This window comes from Brevundimonas sp. GW822-FHT03E11, assembly GCF_058801445.1.
In genome coordinates, this window is the sequence record NZ_JBXANG010000006.1 from 94963 (window position 1) to 112594 (window position 17632).

Annotated in this window: 16 protein-coding genes and 1 pseudogene; 11 read left to right on the plus strand and 6 right to left on the minus strand. The window is 69.5% G+C overall.

Annotated features, from left to right (window positions below):
* Positions 1–107: 107 nt before the first annotated feature.
* The 3 genes and pseudogenes from AC1RKE_RS11505 to AC1RKE_RS11515 form a co-directional block, all read left to right on the plus strand.
* Positions 108–1043, plus strand: a pseudogene (locus tag AC1RKE_RS11505) (ATP-binding cassette domain-containing protein); the annotation flags it as partial.
* A 68-nt stretch (positions 1044–1111) separates the two neighbouring features.
* Positions 1112–1333 carry a hypothetical protein gene (locus AC1RKE_RS11510; RefSeq protein ID WP_054764883.1) on the plus strand — a complete coding sequence of 74 codons (222 nt, stop codon included), beginning with the start codon at positions 1112–1114 and terminating at the stop codon, positions 1331–1333.
* Positions 1330–2139: a hypothetical protein gene (locus tag AC1RKE_RS11515; RefSeq protein ID WP_228186115.1), complete on the plus strand. Its 810-nt coding sequence runs from the start codon at positions 1330–1332 to the stop codon at positions 2137–2139. The genes AC1RKE_RS11510 and AC1RKE_RS11515 overlap by 4 nt, the downstream gene beginning before the upstream one ends.
* Here AC1RKE_RS11515 and AC1RKE_RS11520 read toward each other — a convergent pair.
* Entirely contained in the window at positions 2136–2318 is a 183-nt protein-coding gene (locus AC1RKE_RS11520; RefSeq protein WP_054764881.1) for a hypothetical protein, read from the minus strand. The two genes, AC1RKE_RS11515 and AC1RKE_RS11520, sit on opposite strands and share 4 nt — an antisense overlap.
* Positions 2319–2408: 90 nt before the next feature.
* Here AC1RKE_RS11520 and AC1RKE_RS11525 point away from each other — a divergent pair, with 90 nt between their 5' ends.
* The 7 genes from AC1RKE_RS11525 to AC1RKE_RS11555 all read left to right on the plus strand — a co-directional run bounded on the left by AC1RKE_RS11525 (position 2409) and on the right by AC1RKE_RS11555 (position 9723).
* Positions 2409–3383 (plus strand): alpha/beta hydrolase, encoded by a 975-nt coding sequence (locus AC1RKE_RS11525; protein ID WP_348684728.1) that lies wholly within the window; start codon positions 2409–2411, stop codon positions 3381–3383.
* Between the two features lie 96 nt (positions 3384–3479).
* Positions 3480–4460 carry a sensor histidine kinase gene (locus AC1RKE_RS11530; protein ID WP_348684727.1) on the plus strand — a complete coding sequence of 327 codons (981 nt, stop codon included), beginning with the start codon at positions 3480–3482 and terminating at the stop codon, positions 4458–4460.
* 630 nt (positions 4461–5090) lie between these two features.
* A complete protein-coding gene (locus AC1RKE_RS11535) occupies positions 5091–6134 on the plus strand; it encodes an ABC transporter substrate-binding protein (RefSeq protein ID WP_287397985.1) in 1044 nt (347 codons plus the stop codon).
* A complete protein-coding gene (locus AC1RKE_RS11540) occupies positions 6127–6897 on the plus strand; it encodes an ABC transporter ATP-binding protein (protein ID WP_201464103.1) in 771 nt (256 codons plus the stop codon). Before AC1RKE_RS11535 ends, AC1RKE_RS11540 begins: the two co-directional genes overlap by 8 nt.
* Positions 6894–7664: an ABC transporter permease gene (locus tag AC1RKE_RS11545; RefSeq protein WP_228186129.1), complete on the plus strand. Its 771-nt coding sequence runs from the start codon at positions 6894–6896 to the stop codon at positions 7662–7664. The genes AC1RKE_RS11540 and AC1RKE_RS11545 overlap by 4 nt, the downstream gene beginning before the upstream one ends.
* A 59-nt stretch (positions 7665–7723) precedes the next feature.
* Positions 7724–8608: a hypothetical protein gene (locus tag AC1RKE_RS11550; RefSeq protein WP_348683539.1), complete on the plus strand. Its 885-nt coding sequence runs from the start codon at positions 7724–7726 to the stop codon at positions 8606–8608.
* Complete coding sequence (locus tag AC1RKE_RS11555) at positions 8605–9723, plus strand: DUF2336 domain-containing protein (RefSeq protein WP_152949617.1); 1119 nt, start codon at positions 8605–8607, stop codon at positions 9721–9723. The genes AC1RKE_RS11550 and AC1RKE_RS11555 overlap by 4 nt, the downstream gene beginning before the upstream one ends.
* 111 nt (positions 9724–9834) lie before the next feature.
* Here AC1RKE_RS11555 and AC1RKE_RS11560 read toward each other — a convergent pair whose 3' ends face one another.
* The 4 genes from AC1RKE_RS11560 to AC1RKE_RS11575 all read right to left on the minus strand — a co-directional run bounded on the left by AC1RKE_RS11560 (position 9835) and on the right by AC1RKE_RS11575 (position 13555).
* Positions 9835–10263, minus strand: coding sequence for a Ros/MucR family transcriptional regulator (locus AC1RKE_RS11560; protein ID WP_054764874.1), 429 nt, complete (start codon positions 10261–10263; stop codon positions 9835–9837).
* Positions 10264–10412: 149 nt separating this feature from the next.
* A complete protein-coding gene (locus tag AC1RKE_RS11565; protein WP_152949616.1) occupies positions 10413–11633 on the minus strand; it encodes a DUF2336 domain-containing protein in 1221 nt (406 codons plus the stop codon).
* Positions 11634–11680: 47 nt separating this feature from the next.
* Positions 11681–12667, minus strand: coding sequence for a cysteine synthase A (cysK, locus tag AC1RKE_RS11570; RefSeq protein ID WP_348683541.1), 987 nt, complete (start codon positions 12665–12667; stop codon positions 11681–11683).
* Positions 12668–12742: 75 nt separating this feature from the next.
* Positions 12743–13555, minus strand: coding sequence for a LytTR family DNA-binding domain-containing protein (locus AC1RKE_RS11575; RefSeq protein WP_348683542.1), 813 nt, complete (start codon positions 13553–13555; stop codon positions 12743–12745).
* 161 nt (positions 13556–13716) lie between these two features.
* Here AC1RKE_RS11575 and AC1RKE_RS11580 point away from each other — a divergent pair, with 161 nt between their 5' ends.
* Positions 13717–14682 (plus strand): alpha/beta hydrolase family protein, encoded by a 966-nt coding sequence (locus AC1RKE_RS11580; RefSeq protein ID WP_348683543.1) that lies wholly within the window; start codon positions 13717–13719, stop codon positions 14680–14682.
* A gap of 892 nt (positions 14683–15574) precedes the next feature.
* Here the strand turns inward: AC1RKE_RS11580 and AC1RKE_RS11585 are convergent.
* A complete protein-coding gene (locus AC1RKE_RS11585; RefSeq protein WP_348683545.1) occupies positions 15575–17518 on the minus strand; it encodes a HAMP domain-containing methyl-accepting chemotaxis protein in 1944 nt (647 codons plus the stop codon).
* Positions 17519–17632: the final 114 nt, after the last annotated feature.

Below are 17632 nucleotides of genomic sequence, written 5' to 3' on the forward strand. Positions count from 1 at the left end.
CAGTGGCGAGTGGCGAGTCGCGCGTGGCGAGCGACGGCTCCGCCGCCCCGACCGCCGAGCAGGACCCGTCGCTCTCGCCACTCGCCACTCGCCACTCGCCACTTCCTGCCCGCCGCACCCTGTTCAAAAACCTGACCACCCGCATCATGCGCGGGGACCGCCTGGGCATCGTCGGCCCCAACGGCGCGGGCAAGACCACCCTGGTCAAGACCCTGCTGGGCGAACTGGCGCCCGACGAAGGCACGGTCCGCCTGGGCGCCAATCTGGAGCCCGTCTATCTGGATCAGTCGCGCGAGGGGCTGAAGTCCGACATGACCCTGTGGGACGCCCTGACGCCCGGCGGGGGAGACAGCATCATCGTGCGCGGCGTGTCCAAACACGTCGCCGCCTACGCCAAGGAGTTCCTCTTCTCCGAGGCCCAGCTGCGTCAGCCGATTTCGACCCTGTCGGGCGGCGAGCGCAATCGCCTGCTCCTGGCCCGCGCCCTGGCCAAACCCGCCAATCTGCTGGTCCTCGACGAACCGACCAACGATCTGGATATGGACACGCTCGACAAGCTCGAAGAGCTGCTGGAGGGCTATGACGGCACCCTGATCCTCGTTTCCCACGACCGCGATTTCATCGACCGGCTGGCGACCTCGACCCTGGCCCTGAACGGCCGCGGCGACATCGTCGAGACCCCCGGCGGCTGGACCGACTTCCTGCGCCAGAATCCGGGATTTCTTAATCCTCCCCCCGTTGGGGGAGGGGGACCGCCGAAGGCGGTGGAGGGGGCTCGGGCCGTCCCCGCCCCTCAAAAGAAGACCGCCAAACTCTCCTACAAGGACGCCCGCCGTCTGGAAGAGCTGGAAAAGCTGATCGAAACCCTGCCCGCGACCATCGCCCGCCACGACGCCGCCCTGTCGGACCCTGACCTCTACGCCCGCGACCCCAAGGCCTTCGACGCCGCCATGAAGGCCGCCGAAAAGGCCCGCGCCGAGCTGGAAGCTGCCGAGATGGAATGGCTGGAGCTGGAAGAGAAGAAGGCGGCCCTGGCTGGCTGAGGGGCGCCGCTTGAATCGGATGCGCCAAACCCAATCTCATGCTAGGGTGAAGCCCTGAAGGAGACTCCATGTCGACGATGCAGATCGCTTCTGAAGAGACCCTGCGCGCCGGTCGCAGGATCGTCGAACAGTACGGCAGCTGGTCGGCCGCCATCGCCAAGGGCGAGCGTCGCGACGACGGCGTCGTCATCCTGCCCGCGCCGCCCTCTGTCGCGACCACCGCTCAGGCCGAGGCGCCCGCCCAGGCTCAGGCCAAGATGCAGGCCAAGACCCCGGCGCGCGCCGTTTGACCGTCACGCTCGGGGTCGCCTGGGCGCTGTTCATCCTGGCTCCAGGTCTGGCGGTGTTCGCCGCCCTCTACACCTCGGGCGGCGGCAAGGTGGTGGCGCCGGCCCCACCTGCCCCCAACTCCTTCACCGCCCTGTCCATCGTCATCTTCGGCGCCCTGACGGCCCATGCGGCGGCGGCCTTCGTCTTCGTCCTGGGGGACGGCGTCGCCTACTCCCTTCCGGCCTTGCGTCCGCCGTGGAACCCCAATCCTTACGCCTATTTCCTGGCCGCCCCGCCCAAGACCGACCCCTTCCTCGGACTTGAGGTCTGGTCGCTGCTGTTCGTCCTCCTGGTCCTTTCGATCGGCGCCTATCTGGTCATGCGGTGGGCGATCGGCCGTGCGGAGCGGACCAGCATCGCTCGGGCTCGGCTTGAGCCGCCCCAGCCTGCGGTCCCCCTGTTCCGATTTCTGTACGGCGGCTGGGCTTCGACCCTGGTTCAGCTCAGTCCAGAAGCCGCCTACGACAAGCATCTGGCCGCCTATGTCGTGACCGACATGGAGACCGAGAACGGCTGGGTCGGCTATGAGGGCGAGGTCGCCAGCCTGTCTCTCGACACCGACAAGCAGATCGTCGCCCTGACCCTGAAGAACTGCCAAGCCTTCCGGCTGGAGCCCACAAAGACCAGCCTCAGTCACAGGGTGATGGCCCGCGCGGCGCCCATTCCCCTGCTGCTGATCGAACGGTCGCAGATCAAGAATGTGGCGCTTCAGGTCGTCTTTCAGCGCAAGCCCAGTCCTCGTCCGGCGGACGGAACGGTCGTCTAGCCCTGCGCAGGTCCGCCGTCCTGATCCTGGGGCGGCGTCTTGCCCTGGCCCCGGTTCTGCATCACCCCGACCACGATGAAGGCGACCAGGCCGAAGGCGAACCACAGGCCGAACTTGTCGGTGAGCAGGCCGATCAGGCCGAAGATCAGCAGGACGCCGAAGGGGGTGAGCTTCTTCATGGGCGGACGTTAGCCGGGTTTCTTTCAGCTGACGAGACCTTCCGAACCTCCGCCCTTGAAACCAAAGCCGCCCTTACCCACTCCAGCCTCATGACCCTTTCCACCCATGTCGTCGACTTTCCCCCGGCCCAGCAGGCGGCGGTGCGGCGGATCAACGCCGTCCTGGCCCGCGCCCCGCGTCTGCGGACCGACCCCTGGCGGATCGAGGCGGGCCAGCGCCTGTCCCAGTGGCTGGACGCGGCGTCCGGCGCCGTCACCGTCCCCCGTCTGCGCAAGCACGGCGTCACCGTCGAAATCCGCCAGACGGACGGCGAGACGCCGGTGCCCTTGCGCATCCTTAGACCCGAGGGGCCGCCCCGCGCCGTCGTCCTGGACATTCACGGGGGCGGATGGTTTCTCGGCAGCGCCGGTCTGAATGATCGGATGAACGCCCATCTGGCGCGCCACGGCTTCTGCGTCGTCTCGGTCGATTACCGCCTGCTTTCGGAACGTCGCGGCGTCTATATCGACGCCGCCATCGCCGACTGTCTCGCCGCCGCCCACTGGACCGTCACGAATGTCGACGACCTGGGCGCGGCGACCGTCTTTCTGACCGGGGAATCCGCCGGCGGCCATCTGGCGGCCCTGACCGCCCTCGCCCTGCGCGACCAGGGGCTGATCGACATGGTGAAAGGCTGCGTCTTCGCCTATGGCGTCTTCGATCTGTCGGGAACCGAGGGCGTCCGCTCGGCGGGACCCGAGACCCTGCTGTTCGACGGCCCGACCATGCAGGCGGATCTGGCGCGGCTGGCGCCCGACCGCGACGAGGAGGCCTTGCGCCGGCCCGACGTCTCGCCCCTCTACGCCGACCTCGAGGGCCTGCCGCCCGCCCTTTTCCTGGTTGGGGAATACGATCCCCTGTTCGAAGACAGTCTGCTGATGGCGACCCGCTGGGGCGAGGCGTCGGACGCCGATCTGATCCGCGTCCCCGAGGCGCCCCACGGCTTCCTGCATTTCGGCGGCCCGGCCGCGCGCGGGGCGCGGGCGGCCGTCCGCCACTGGCTCAACAGACACCTGAAGTCATAAGGAAAATTCCCGATTGTGGGACTTAGGGATTTCCCTTACCTCACGAAGCGTCACCACCGCGCGATCCGGACGCGGGAATCGGGGAGAAGTGAGGCTTTGAACCCGGTCCTGTTTCGCCGTCCCCTCTATGGCTACGGCCTGGCGGTCTGCGCCTGGCTGACCGCGCTGGGTGTGCGCATGGCCCTGGCCGACTGGTTCCCGCCGGGCTTCCCCTATCTGACCTTCTTCCCGGCCGTGGTGGTGATCGCCTATTTCTGCGGACTGGGGCCGGCGGTTCTGACCGCCGTCCTGTCGGGCCTCAGCGCCTGGTGGTTCTGGATCGGGGCGCCGGGGTTCGACTGGAGCGCAGCGACCGGCCTGGCCCTGGCCTTCTACGTCTTCGTGGTGGCGGTCGACATCTTCTTCATCGTCGGCATGAATGCGGCGACCGACGGTCTGAAGCGCGAGGTGGCGCGCAACGCCGCCCTGGCCGAGAGCCGCGACCTGTTGCTGAAGGAGGTCCAGCACCGGGTGTCCAACAACATCCAGGTGGTTTCCAGCCTGCTGCGGCTGGAGGCCGGCATGACCCGGGACGAGACGGCCCGGCGCGTCCTGTCGGAGGCTGCGGCCCGCACGGCCCTGATCGCCAAGGTGCAGCGCAGCCTGTTGGACGCCGACGGCGCCGCCGCCCCCTTCGACGACCTGGCCCGCCGCCTGGTCGCCGACGCCCTGGAGGCCACGGGCCGCACGGATGTGACGATCGAGGTCGAGCGCGCCTGCCACGCCCTGACGGCGGAAGAGGCGACGCCGGTCGCCCTGATCCTGCTGGAATGCGTCAACAACGCCCTGGAGCACGCCTTCCCCGGCCGCCCCGGCCGGATTGACGTCCGTCTCTATGAGGTGGACGGCGAACGCCGGCTGGAGGTGCGCGACGACGGCGCCGGTCCGCCGCCGGCCTTCGACCCCGGCCAGAGCCGCAGCCTGGGCCTGCGGATCGTCCTGGGCCTGACCGAACAGCTGCGCGGTCGGTTCAGTCTGGTCGACGGCGCGCCCGGCGCCCTGTGCCGCCTGACCTATCCGCGTCCCGCCGATCACTGATCGCCCGGCCGCCGTTTCTGTGGACAGCGCAAAGCCCTGATCCGCAAAAGCGAATTTGATCCGTCCACCGATATTCACAGGCTTGTCCACCGCCGCCGGGCCGGTCATGCACATCGGGGCGAGTTCGGGCGCTTGCCTCATACCGGCTTTCGCGAGAACGTCAACAGGCCGAGGGACACGGCGGCGCGGAAATCGGGGGAGACCCCGGCTTCAAGCGGACCGGCCCGGCTCTCCGACCCGGCGTAACGGGCGATCTTCAGGATCGTAACGGGCGTCAGGCGGGATCCAGGCTTCCGGCCTTCGACGGTCTTCCAAGACCGGCGGACGCAGGGAGAACCGGATCGGGATCGACGGACGACGCGGACGCAATCCGCGGAACGCCTGAGACCAGGAGCGCGACAGGATACAGCCGACCGTCTTCGCGGGCTCCCGCCCCGACGACGCCCAGGCCGAGGTCCGAACCCGCCCGGCCAAGTCCAACCCGGACTTGGCGAGGGGACGAAGCACACGGGCTCCCCCGCACGCTTCGTCCCCTCGCTCAATTGGGACGCTGCGCGGTCGCCGCCGTCGGATACGGCTTCATCGCTCCCCCGCCTTCCCAAGGCCGCCTTCCCCTCGTAAAGCAGGGCCATGATCCACCGTGGGAATCGCCTGCTGAGCCGTCGCCGCGCCCTGCTCGCGGGCGGGGCGGCCGTGGTCGCGGGGGCGGCCCTGGGCTTGAGGGGCTGCGGCCGGTCCGAGGCGCCGGTGGACGAACAGGGGCGGGTGCGGCTGCGCTTCGCCACCGACTGGCGCGCCCAGGCCGAACAGGGCGGCTTCTATCAGGCCCTGGCGACCGGCGCCTATGAGAAGCGCGGGCTGAACGTCCAGATCGTCCAGGGCGGGCCGGGCGTGAACGTGCCACAGCTGCTGGCCTCCGGCGCGGTCGAACTGGGCATGGGGTCCAACAGCTTCATCCCGATGAATCTGGTCGCGGCCGGCGCGCCCGTTAAGGCCGTCGCCGCCTTCTTCCAGAAGGATCCCCAGGTCCTGATCGCCCACCCGGACCCGGCGCTGGAGACGATCGCCGACCTGAAGGGCCGCCCCTTCCTGCTGGCCGACGCCTCTATCAACGCCTTCTGGGTCTGGCTGAAGGCCAAATACGGCTTCACCGACGATCAGGTCCGCAAATACACCTTCAACCTGGCGCCGTTCCTGGCCGACGAGCGGGCGGTGCAGCAGGGCTATCTGACCAGCGAACCCTACACCATCGAACAGGAGGCGGGCTTCGAGCCCAAGGTCTTCCTTCTGGCCGACGAGGGCTATCCCTCCTACGCCGCCATGGTCCTGGCCCCCAATGCCTTTGCGCGAGACAATGCAACGGCCCTGCGCAGCTTCATCGCCGCCTCGGCGGAAGGGTGGCGCGACTATCTGCGGGGCGACCCGGCGCCGGGCGACGCCCTGATCCGCCGGGACAATCCGGAGATGACCCAGGCCATTCTGGACCAGGCCCGGCAGAAGCTGCGCGACAACGCCATCGTCGACGGCGGCGACGCGGCCCTCTACGGCCTCGGCGCCATGACGGCGGAGCGCTGGCAGGCCTTCTTCGAGGTCACCAGCCAAGCCGGCGTCTTCGATCCCGGCCTGAACTGGCGCGAGGCCTTCACCGACAACTATCTGCCGGGCCGTGGCTGAGCCCATCGCCGCCCTGCACGGGGCGACGGTCGATCTGGCCGGGCGCGCGCCGCTGGGGCCGCTGGACCTGACCGTGGCGCGGGGCGAGATCGTCGCCCTGGTCGGCGCCTCGGGCGCGGGCAAGTCCACGACCTTGCGCCTGCTGGCCGGGCTCCAGTCGCCCAGCGCCGGAACCGTCACGCGCGCCGTCGGACCGGGCCGCACCGGCTTCGTCTTCCAGAGTCCGACCCTGACGCCCTGGGCCGACGCCCAGGCCAATGTCGCCCTGCCGCTGGAGCTGGCGGGACGACCCCGCGCTGAGGCGCGCGGACGGGCGGCCGCCGCCCTGGGCGCCGTCGGTCTGGGCGACCGGCTGGACGCCCGGCCGTCGGAACTGTCGGGCGGCATGGCCATGCGCGTCGCCCTGGCCCGCGCCCTGGTGACGGGGCCCGAGCTTCTGCTGCTGGACGAGCCCTTCGCCGCCCTGGACAGCGTCACCCGCCGCCGTCTGATCGAGGATCTGCACGCCCTGTGGGCTGCGGCCGACCCCCGCCCCGCCGTCGTCTTCGTCACCCATGACGTCGAGGAGGCCGTCTATCTGGCGCAGCGGATCGTGGTGCTGGAGGCGGCGACCGGCCGGCCCGTCGCCGATCTGCCCACGCCGGGCGCCCCGCCGCGCCCGGCCCGCTGGCGCGCCGATCCCGCCTATCGTCAGGCCGTGGAGACGACGGCCGAGGCCCTGGAGGCGGCGATGACGTCTCAGACGGCGGAGACTGCGGCGTGAGGCGGTCGGCCGAGCTGATCCCGCCCCTGCTGCTGGGCGTCGTCCTGCTGGCGGCCTGGGAGGGGGCCTGCCGTCTTCTGGACCTGCCGCCCTATTTCCTGCCGCCGCCCAGCGCCGTGGCCGCCGCCCTGATCGAGGCGGGGCCGCGTCTGGCCGCCTCCGCCTGGATCACCTTCGTCATGGCGGTCCAGGCCCTGATCGTCGCGGGCCTGGTCGGGGGCGGCCTGGCGCTTATGGTGTCGCTGCACGCCTCGGCCGAGCGGGCGGTGCGGCCCCTGGCGGTGGCGCTTCAGGTCACGCCGGTGGTGGCCGTCGCCCCCCTGGTCCTGATCTGGGCCGGGCTGGACCACGCCGACCGGGCGGTGGTCGCCCTGGCCGCCCTGGTCGCCTTCTTTCCCCTGTTCTCGGGCGTCCTGACGGGGCTGAAGTCGGCCGATCCGGATCTGGAGCGGCTGTTCGACCTCTATGGCGCCACGCCCCTGCAGCGGCTGTGGCGGCTGCGCCTGCCCTCGGCCCTGCCCTTTGCGCTGGAAGGTTTGCGGGTCGCGGCGGGCCTCGCTGTCATCGGCGCCGTGGTGGCCGAGTTCGTCTCGGGCTCGGGCGCGACGCAAGGCTTGGCTTGGCGGCTGCTGGAGGCGGGAAATCGGCTGAGAACCGCCGAAATGCTGGCCGGGGTTCTGTGCCTGACCCTGCTGGGCCTGGCGCTGAACGCGGCCGTGGGATTGGTCGAGCGAATCGTGACGGCGCGAATCCGGGTCCGCCGTTAGCGGCGGATTAAGCGATGACCGCCTAGGCTTGCGCGATGTCATTCGCCCGAGGCCGTCTCTTGCGCCCTGTCCTGCTCCTGTCCAGCGTCCTGTTCGCGGCCCTTATGGGCGCGGGCGCGGCTGCGGCCCAGGTCGCCACGACCTCCGAGGGGCTGCGCTATCTGTCCTGGCCCGGGAAGCCGCCGGTCGCCCGCGGCCCCGACGCCCGCGCCTCTTCCGCTCAGACGACCGCCCCGCGCGCGACTCTTGCCGCGCTTCCCCTGGCCCGGCTGGACGCCCCAGCCTCCACGGCCGTCGCTGCCCGGCGGGGCCTGACCCCCGCCAGCGACTGGCTCTCGCCCGCCGTCGCGTCCCAGCCGGTGTCGCAGCCCCGCCCCTATGAGGCGACGACGCCCCAGCCCGCTCCCGTTCAAGTCGCTTCTGCGCAGCCGGAACCTGTTCAAGCCCCAGTCGTCCAGGCCCCAGTCGTCCAGGCCCCAGTCGTCCAGGCCGCTGCGGACCGGAGCGCGCCAGCCCCCCAGAACGCGCTCCAACCAACGCCCCAGGCCGACGCCCTGGGCGATCCCATGGCGCCTCGCCGCGACGCCCCGATCTTCCGCCTGACGCAGGCGAGCATGGCCGCCGCCGCCCCGGCCGCGACGCCGCCGGTTCAGACGGCCGCCGTTCAGGCCGAGGCGTCGCCGCTCGCCTCTGTCCCCTCGGCCGCTCCTCAGGGGGCTCGCTTCTATTCCGTCCATCGCCAGGCGGGTCATCGTCCCGACCCCATCCCCCAAGCGCAACCGGTCTATCTGGACGCCCTGCCGGTCGAGATGAGCCAGACGCCGTCCTCGGCGGACCTGGCTCAGCCCGACGGCCCGCCGGCCCTGATCCGCAATCGCGACGGCTCGGTGCGAGCCGCCCCGCCGTCGGTAGGCGGGTCCGACGCCGTGGACGAACGCTCATGAGCGAAGCCCTGCCCCCCGAAGACGCCGAGGCGATCAAGGCCTCGCGCCTGCCCCAGCTGATCGCCCTTGCGGAAGAGGCGTCCAGCGAGAAGCGCCGCCTGCTGCTGCGCGAACTGACCGACCAGTTCTTCGGCGACGTCGAGCACAGCGCGGCCGAGACCGACCTCTACGGCGCCGTGCTGGAAACCCTGTGCGAAGACATGGAGGTCGCGGTTCGGGCCGAGCTGGCCGCGCGGTTCGCCGTCGCGCCCGATGCGCCCCACAGCCTGATCAAACGGCTGGCCCATGATGCGATCGAGGTGGCCGAGCCGGTGCTGCGCGGCTCCACCGTTCTGACCGACGCCGATCTGATCGGCGTGGTCTCCAAACACGGCCAGGACCATCTGCGGGCCGTATCCGGCCGGGTCGAGGTGCCCGAGGCGGTGTCCGAAATCATCGTGGCGCGCGGCGACGACCACACCCTGGGCGCCCTGTTGCGCAACGACGGCGCCCGGCTGTCGCGCGCCGCCTCCGAGACGGCGGTCGAGCGGGCCAAGGTCAATCCGGCGCTTCACGCCCCCGCAGTCGAGCGCAAGGGCCTGCCGATCGACCTGCTGAACGAAATGTATTTCGTCGTGGAGGCCCGGCTGCGCCACCAGATCCTGGAGCAGAACGCCAGCCTGGACCCGGCCCTGCTGGAGGCGGCCCTGGCGGCCGGGCGCACCCGCGTCGCCACCAGCGACGGCGCCCTGCCGCCCGACTACGCCGAGAGCCAGGCCTATGTCGAAGAACTGCATGCAGCCGGCCAGCTGACGCCCCAGGTGCTGATCCGTTTCCTGCGGTCCAAGGGCCGGACCCCTTTCCTGGTCGCCCTGTCGCGCCTGGCCGACATCGACTTCCACACCGCGCGCGGCATCGTCGATCGCCGCGACCTGGACGCCCTGGCCGTGGTCTGCAAGGCCGCCGACATCGACCGGGCCATCTTCCTGACCTATGCGGTGTCGCTGCTGGGCGCGGATTCCAACCCGATGGGCAAGGCCGCCGCCTATGGCCGGATGTACGGCGAACTGACCACGGAGGCCGCCGGGCGCACCCTGCGCTTCTGGCGCATGCGCCGCGTCGCCCAGGCGGCCTGATTCCGACAGGTCGCTCTCCCTTTCCCTGCCGGGAGGGAGAGATGCGCCTCGTCCAAACAAAAACGCCCGCCTCTGGAAGGAGGCGGGCGTTCTATACCGATCAGTCCGGGCTTACTTCTTGGCGCGCGGCGCGCGGGCCGGCTTACGGCCGCCCTGGCCCAGGCCCATCTGCTTGGCCAGTTCGGAACGCGCCTTGGCGTAGTTCGGCGCGACCATGGGATAGTCCTTCGGCAGGTTCCACTTGGCGCGGTATTCTTCCGGGCTCATGTCGTATTTGGTGCGCAGATGGCGCTTCAGCGACTTGAACTTGCGGCCGTCTTCCAGGCAGATCAGGAAATCGGGGTTGATGGACTTGCGAATCGGCACCGCCGGTTCCTTGGGTTCCGGCTCGGCCTCGACCGGACCGCTCGAAACACCCGACAAGGCGGCGTGAATATTAGCGATCAACGCCGGAAGGGCCTCAGCCGTGACGGTGTTGTTGCCGACATAGGCCGATACGATGTCGGCGGTCATCTCGAGCAGTTCGGGCTTTTCTTCCATGCCTTGCGTCGCTTTCTGATTCTATTCAACTCGACTGAAACGCCAGCCGCGTTTTCACACCAGTCTCATAGAGTTATTGGTCGGCAAAAGCAATCGCAGAAGGAAACGCCGATTTTCGGCGGAAAAGCTTCGCGGAAAGCTGACAGGGATCAGCGGCCGAAGTCTTCGGCCAAGGCCAGCATCGCCGCTCGTTCCGGGGCTGAATATTCATCCACCTGTTCATCATCCCCGGCGCGAATAGCCTGCAACAGCGCCGGCGTCAGGGCCGATGACAGCGACCAGTTCCAGTAACGCAATACCGTCTGGGCCCGATCAACCGCCAGCAGGTCATAGGTGATCTGAACCCTCTCCCAGTCGGGATGAACCGAGCCGTCAGGCTGAACCTCGGGGCGACGCATGGATCTCCACAAGTTGTGGACGTCGGTCTTGGACAGACCGGTCGCCTTACACAATATGGCCAGGGGTTCGCCCCCCGCGTCGCCCAGGATCTTGGCCCCCGTCAGGGGTTTGATCCCGGACAGATAGGCGATTTCACTGGCGATCTCGCGCGACAGGCCGTCGCGGGCGGCCGTGGCGACCGCCTGTTCCAGACTGTCGAAGGGGCTCTTTTCGATAGCGGCGCGGTTGCGCTGGCGCCGTTCGATGAATTGCAGGGCCTTGCGCGCGACCGGATCGGCCCAGCCCTCGCTCGCCGCCATGGGAAAGACGTCCTCAGCGACCTCCTGCATGACGTCGCGCGAGACGCCGAACCGCTGGAGGATGGTGCGCCGATCATCGGCGCCGCACCACCAGAACATCACATAGGCCCCGGACGGCCGCAGCTCCGGCCGTTTCAGCAGGCCGCCGCACAGGCCCGGGTGGGTCCGGCTGAGGGCCACCACCGTCTCGATCCCGGCCTGGGACAGGCGGGCGGTCGAGTTGCGCAGCAAGGTCTCGATCACCTCCGGCTCGCCGAAACCGACCAGGGTCTCGCAGACGATCTCCGACAGGCCGCGCCGCGCGGCCATGACGCGCCGGTGCTCGGAACCCGCGTCGCGGGCGCAGGCGACGAGGTCGGCGTCGCTGAGGGCGGCGCACTGTTCGATCAGCACCTGGGCGATCTCGATCTCGTCGCGCAGCAGCAGCCGGGCCAGGGCGTCGGGCAGTTCGGCCAGGGCGGCCAGCCGCCCCGCCACCCGGCGACGCTCCTCCGGCGAGGCGAGGCGCAGCATGTCGACCAGCAGGTCCCCGACCACCGACCGTTCGAAGGCGTTGATCCGGCTGGCGGGCAGGGAGACCACGTCGGCCAGCCGTTTCAGCAGGGCCCGGCGCGCCCTCAACGGCGGCGGCCCGGCCTCCTCTTCCTCGATCAAGGTTGGCGGCTGGCTCATGGCGCCACCCTAAAACCTGGCGGGTTAAGCCGAAGTATCGCCGATCCTCACAGGCCTTCGAACAGGGCGGTCGACAGATAGCGTTCGGCGAAGGAGGGGATGACCACCACGATGGTCTGGCCCGCGCTCTCGGGCCGGGCCGCCAGACGGAAGGCGGCGACCAGGGCCGCGCCCGAGCTGATGCCGACCGGAATTCCCTCCAGCCGGGCCGCCTTGCGGGCCATGTCGAAGGCCTCGTCGTTCGACACCTGCTCCACCCCGTCCACCACCGACGGATCATAGATGGCCGGGACGAAGCCGGCGCCGATGCCCTGGATCTTGTGCGGGCCCGGCGCGCCGCCGGACAGGACGGGCGAGGCCTCGGGCTCGACCGCGATCATGCGGATCGAGGGCTTCTTGGCCTTCAGGGCCTGGCCCACGCCCGAAATGGTGCCGCCGGTGCCGACGCCGGCGACCACCACATCCACCGCCCCGTCGGTGTCGTTCCAGATCTCCTCGGCCGTTGTGGCGCGGTGGATGGCCGGATTGGCCAGGTTTTCGAACTGGGCCGGGCTGACGGCGCCGGGCGTGGAGGCCAGCAGCTCCTCGGCCCGGGCGATGGCGCCCTTCATCCCTTTTTCAGCCGGGGTCAGCTCCAGCTGGGCGCCCAGCAGGGCCAGCATCTTGCGCCGTTCGATCGACATGCTCTCGGGCATGCACAGGATCAGCTTCAGCCCCTTGGCGGCGGCGACGAAGGCCAGGGCGATGCCGGTGTTGCCGCTGGTCGGTTCGATCAGGACGGTCTCGGGCGTGATCTTGCCCGCCGCCTCCAGCGCCTCGACCATGGCCACGCCGATCCGGTCCTTCACAGACGCGATCGGGTTGAAGAACTCCAGCTTGGCCAGGACCGTCGCCCCTTCGACCGGCGCCAGCTCGGCCGACAGGCGCGGCAGCCGCACCAGGGGGGTGTCGCCGATGGTGTCGACGATGGTGTCATAGACCTTGCCCCGGCCCTTCTTCACGTGACGGGACGCATCATAGTGGAAGTCGGACATGGGGCGGGCTCCGGGGTAGGGGACGGGTCGTTCAGGATGCGTAACAGATAGACGGCGCGTCCGATCCGCAAGGGGTCAGAGGCGATGATTTCTCTTGCCCGCGCTCAGTTCCGGCGCCGCCAGCCAGCCCTCGGCCCGCAAGGGGGCGACGCGGGCGCGTGAGACCGGGGCGGTCAGGCCGCCCTTCAGCTTCAGGACCAGATTGCGGCCGTCCTCCACCACCCCGACCACGGCGGCCGTCGCCACCCACCAGGACCGGTGGGTCTGACGCCCGTCCAGATCCGCCAGGCCTGCCATGGCCTGGGACAGGGACATCAGCACCAGTTCCGAACCCAGCGGGGTGTGGAGGCGGACATAATGGTCCTCCATCTGCAGGCACAGAACCTCGCGCCCCAGGCGGGCGGGCAGGCGGTCGCGGGGATCGGTCGAGGCGGGCGCCGGGCCGGACTCCCGCCGGACCTCCTGGTCTCGGATCGGCCGCCGGGCCAGCAGCCACAGGATCGCGCCCGTCGCCACGGCCCCGACGATCAGGCTTTGCCCATACCATTCCAACAGCCCGACCTCGAAGGTGCGGCCCCAGACGAGGCGCGCCAGTCCCCGGCTGATCAGGGTCATCGGCGCCGCCAGGCCGGCGACCGCCAGCGGCGCCCACAGCCAGGGCGACAGACCTCGCCTGAACGCCCAGCGCGCGGTCAGGGGCAGGGCCAGGGACAGAAGCCAGCCCGCCCACAGGCTGGCCGTCCAATAGACGATCCGCACCGTCGCCGGTCCGTTCATATAGGAGCCGAACGGGCCGATCAGGCCCAGCAGCACGCCCAGGGCCGTGGCGACGCCCAGCCCCAGCCGCGCCGCCCGCCAGACGTCCGTTCGCGAATCCCCGATATTCATCCGTCTGTTCTAACCCCGGAACGGCCTTGGCGGAATCGGCCGACCGCCTGCGCCCGTTCGCCCGGCGGCGAACCCGTTCGCCCATTGGCGCAAAGCCGGATGCGGACCACCCCCGCCCCGGCCAGAAGGCGGACCGCAACCGCCGCAAACGAGGCTCCGACATGCTCCTGACCGCCGCCCTCCTGACCGCCGCCCTGACCCTTCAGGTCCAGCCGACGCCCCCGGTCCCACAGCCCCCGACGCCCGCCGCACCCCCGTCCGAGGCCGCCGTCGCCTTCGCCCGTTTGGAGATCCCGGACGGCGCCGGTCCGGCGATCGAGGCGGGGGTCTGGACGCCCGGCGCAGACGGCGGCGCCCGACGCCCCCTGATCGTCATTTCCCACGGCAACGGCGGCGATTTCCGCAGCCATGAGGCGACGGCGCGCGCCCTGGCCCAGGCGGGCTTCGTCGTCGCCGCCCTGACCCATACGGGCGACAACTGGCGCGACCAGAGCCGGGCGACCGACGTGGCCCAGCGCCCGCGCCAGCTTCGCGTCCTGGTCGACTATCTGCTGACGGACTGGACCGGCCGGACGGCGATCGACGCCGACCGCATCGGCGCCTTCGGCTTTTCCGCAGGCGGCTTCACCGTCCTGACCGCGGCGGGCGGCGAGCCCGACCTGGGCCGGATCGGCGACCACTGCATCGCCCACCCCGGCTTCTACGACTGCGGCCTGATCGCCGCCCGTGGCGCGCCGAAGACGGATCAGACCTGGGTGCACGACCGGCGGATCAAGGCCGTGGCCGCCGCCGCCCCCGCCCTGGGCTTCGCCTTCACCCGCCAGGGCCTGTCGGGGGTCGCCCAGCCGGTCCAGCTGTGGCGGGGCGAAAACGACCGGGTCCTGCCCAGCCCCTTCTACGCCGAACCGGTGCGCGACGCCCTGCCCCGTCCGCCGGAATACCGGTCGATCCCCGGCGCCGGCCATTTCGACTTCATGCCGCCCTGTTCGGCGCGCCTGGCCGAACTGGCGCCGGCCATCTGCGCCCCCACTCCCGGCTTCGACCGCGCCGCCTTCCAGCAGACCTTCAACCGCGACCTGATCGCCTTCTTCCGCCGCACCCTGACGGCGCCGGGCGGCGGGCGTTGAGATAAAAAAATGGCTGCGGACCGTGAAGTCCGCAGCCATAGAAGTCCTATAGACAATCTTTAAGACAACTTAGATTATGCTCAAAAAGGTGAAACGCATCGCGAGTTCCGTTCTTCTACACATTCAACCCACGCATCGGAACCACGAGGACCAGCGGCAATTTCGCAAAACCTAGCATTTCTTCGTAAACAAGTATAGTAATCGTCCCATTCGGGCGGGTAGCTACCGTCCCACGGGCTTTGCTGAACACTCACGAACGATTCGCCAACAATATTGAACCCGTCATCACTGCCGATAAAGGCGAAAACTGAGCAAAGAGCTGTCACAAATAGCAAACTTTTCTTCATATCGACCTCGTTGAATGCCAGTTGTACAAATTTTTACTATAAACTTACATTATTAATGTATATACATACTCTGCACGGCCGGCAACTGGAACTTCATATCGAAACCGTACTTGGCGCGACGACTGTTAGCTGCTGATCACGCCGTAGTTCTGGTTGGCCGAAACACCGCCTGTGGAGCCCATATTTGCGTCCCCATCTCTCAAGACGCTCACCCGCTCAGGAATGAATGCTCGGACCTCCACATGCAGGCTCAGGTGCTGCTCGAACGCTATGACAAGGTCGGCTTCAATGCATCAAAAATTACGCCGGCGTAATGTTAAAGACGTCGAGGTATCGCATGATTGCCACTTTTCAGCCTCAGTCGTTAGCGCAGCAAGCGAAATCGCTCCCATGCGGTGATGGGGGAGCCGCCCCGGCGATCTCGCGACGGCTTGGCGACTGAGAGACGATTGTGGTCGGCTCGGATCTCTGACGGACGGATAAGCAGACGGTCGTCGATAGGGTGGAGCGGGAGCGACCCGCGTCGATGGAAGGACCGAGTCGCCTCAGAACGCCTCCCAGCCGTCCTCGTCCGGGGCGGCGGAGGGGGCGGGGGCGGCGCCGCCGCGGCCGACGCTCTTCAAGGCCGTGACGGCGGCCGAGGGGGACGGCGGGGGCGTGACCGCGACGGGCGTCGAGGTGGAACTGCGGGCGGCGGCGGGGGCGGCGGCGCCGACCTTGAAGCGGGCGACGGCGGCGTGCAGGCCGTCGGCCTCCTGGGACAGGGCGTGGCTGGCGGCGGTGGACTGTTCGACCATGGCGGCGTTCTGCTGGGTCATCTGGTCCATCTGATTGACGGCCGTATTGACCTCGGCCAGGCCGGTGGCCTGTTCGGCGGCCGAGGCGGAGATGTCGGTCACCAGGCTTTCGATCTGGGCGACATGGGCCACGATCCGGTCCAGGGCTGCGCCGGTCTCGGTCACCAGTTTGACGCCCGATCCGACCTGGGCGGTCGATTGGGTGATCAGCCCCTTGATCTCCTTGGCGGCGTCGGCCGAGCGTTCGGCCAGGGCGCGCACCTCGGAGGCCACCACGGCGAAGCCGCGGCCGCTTTCGCCGGCCCGCGCCGCCTCGACCCCGGCGTTCAGGGCCAGGAGATTGGTCTGGAAGGCGATCTCGTCGATGACGCCGATGATCTGGCTGATCTGGCTGGACGAGCGTTCGATCTCGCCCATGGCGGCGACGGCGTCGCGCACCACCGAACCGCTCTTGTCGGCGTCGTCGCGGGCGGCCTGAACGGCGCCGGCGGCCTGGACCGCGCCTGAGGCGGTGGCGCGCACCGTGGCCGTGACCTGATCCAGGGCGGCGGCGGTCTCCTCCAGGCTGGCGGCCTGCTGTTCGGTGCGGCGCGACAGGTCGTCGGCGGCCTTGGCGATTTCGGCGGCGCCCGCATTGATGGCGCCCGTATTGGCGGCGATGGTGGCGATGGCCTGTTGCAGCCCGTCCACCGCCCCGTTGAAGTCGGTGCGCAGCCGTTCATAGGCGGCCGGGAAGGGATCGACGATGCGATAGGTCAGGTCGGCGCGCGCCAGGGCCTCCAGCCCGTGCCCCAGGCCGGCGACGATGGCGGCCTGTTCGCGGGCGGTCGCCTCGCGCATCGCCTCGTCCGCGCGGCGGCCCTCTTCGTCCTTCAGCCGCAGTTGTTCGGCCTGATCGGCCTCGGCCCGGACGCGGGCGGCGATCAGGGCCTGGATGTCGACCACGGCGCGGGCGATGTCGCCGATCTCGTCCTTGCGGGCGGCCTCGCCCAGCTTGACCTCGGTCCGGCCCTGGGCCAGGGCGCGCAGATCGTCGGTCAGGCGGCGGATCGGCGCCACCATGCCGCGCACCCCCGCCAGGATCAGGCCCGCGCTGATCAGGAGGGCGGCGATGACGGCCGCGATCATGACGATGCGGCTGACGGCGGCCGTCGCCTTGGCGGCGGCGGCGTCGGACTGGGCCTCGGCCTCGATCTTCTCGGCGGCGGCGCCCATGGCGGTTTCCAGCACGCCGAACTGATCCTGGAACTCGGCCATGCGCCGCTGGGCTGCGGCGGGATCGGCTTCAGCCAGATCGACCATCTGGCCCGCAGCCTGGACATAGGTGCGAAGCGGCGCCTCCACCTCCAGAAGCGCGGCCTTCAGCTCGGGATCGGTGGCCAACCGCGTGTTTTCGGCGACGGCGGCCTCGAACGTCTCGCGGTGCTCCTTCATCCCGGCCTTCATCTCGGCGGGATCGACGCCGTTGGCCGGGTCCGACGACAGCAGGGCGCCGAAGACGTCGGAGCGCAGGGCGTCGTGCATCATGTCGGCCTGCATATGGTTGCGCAGGATCGAGGCCGAGACCGTCGCCCGGTCCAGGGCGTCGCCCAGGTCGGCGTTCATCTTCAGTCCCAGACCGGCCGTGCCGACCGAGAGAAGGAGGACCGCGCCCCCCGCCGCCGTGACCTTCTTGCCGATCGTCCAGTTCATCGCGCGCTCCACAATTCCGAACGGTGTTACGGCGGTTGGGTTAACGCGCCGTTGCCGATTCCATACGGCGTCCACCCCATGGGGCGCGAAGGCCCGTGTTCACCTTCTGAAGCT

Bases quoted from the DNA above. Each gene is read 5' to 3' on its own strand.
- AC1RKE_RS11580 (WP_348683543.1), top strand. From the start codon at position 13,717: ATGCTCCTGACCGCCGCCCTCCTGACCGCCGCCCTGACCCTTCAGGTC.
- AC1RKE_RS11525 (WP_348684728.1), top strand. From the start codon at position 2,409: ATGACCCTTTCCACCCATGTCGTCGACTTTCCCCCGGCCCAGCAGGCG.
- AC1RKE_RS11520 (WP_054764881.1), bottom strand. From the start codon at position 2,318: ATGAAGAAGCTCACCCCCTTCGGCGTCCTGCTGATCTTCGGCCTGATC.
- AC1RKE_RS11535 (WP_287397985.1), top strand. From the start codon at position 5,091: ATGATCCACCGTGGGAATCGCCTGCTGAGCCGTCGCCGCGCCCTGCTC.
- AC1RKE_RS11560 (WP_054764874.1), bottom strand. From the start codon at position 10,263: ATGGAAGAAAAGCCCGAACTGCTCGAGATGACCGCCGACATCGTATCG.
- AC1RKE_RS11555 (WP_152949617.1), top strand. From the start codon at position 8,605: ATGAGCGAAGCCCTGCCCCCCGAAGACGCCGAGGCGATCAAGGCCTCG.
- AC1RKE_RS11575 (WP_348683542.1), bottom strand. From the start codon at position 13,555: ATGAATATCGGGGATTCGCGAACGGACGTCTGGCGGGCGGCGCGGCTG.
- AC1RKE_RS11510 (WP_054764883.1), top strand. From the start codon at position 1,112: ATGTCGACGATGCAGATCGCTTCTGAAGAGACCCTGCGCGCCGGTCGC.
- cysK (WP_348683541.1), bottom strand. From the start codon at position 12,667: ATGTCCGACTTCCACTATGATGCGTCCCGTCACGTGAAGAAGGGCCGG.
- AC1RKE_RS11565 (WP_152949616.1), bottom strand. From the start codon at position 11,633: ATGAGCCAGCCGCCAACCTTGATCGAGGAAGAGGAGGCCGGGCCGCCG.
- AC1RKE_RS11585 (WP_348683545.1), bottom strand. From the start codon at position 17,518: ATGAACTGGACGATCGGCAAGAAGGTCACGGCGGCGGGGGGCGCGGTC.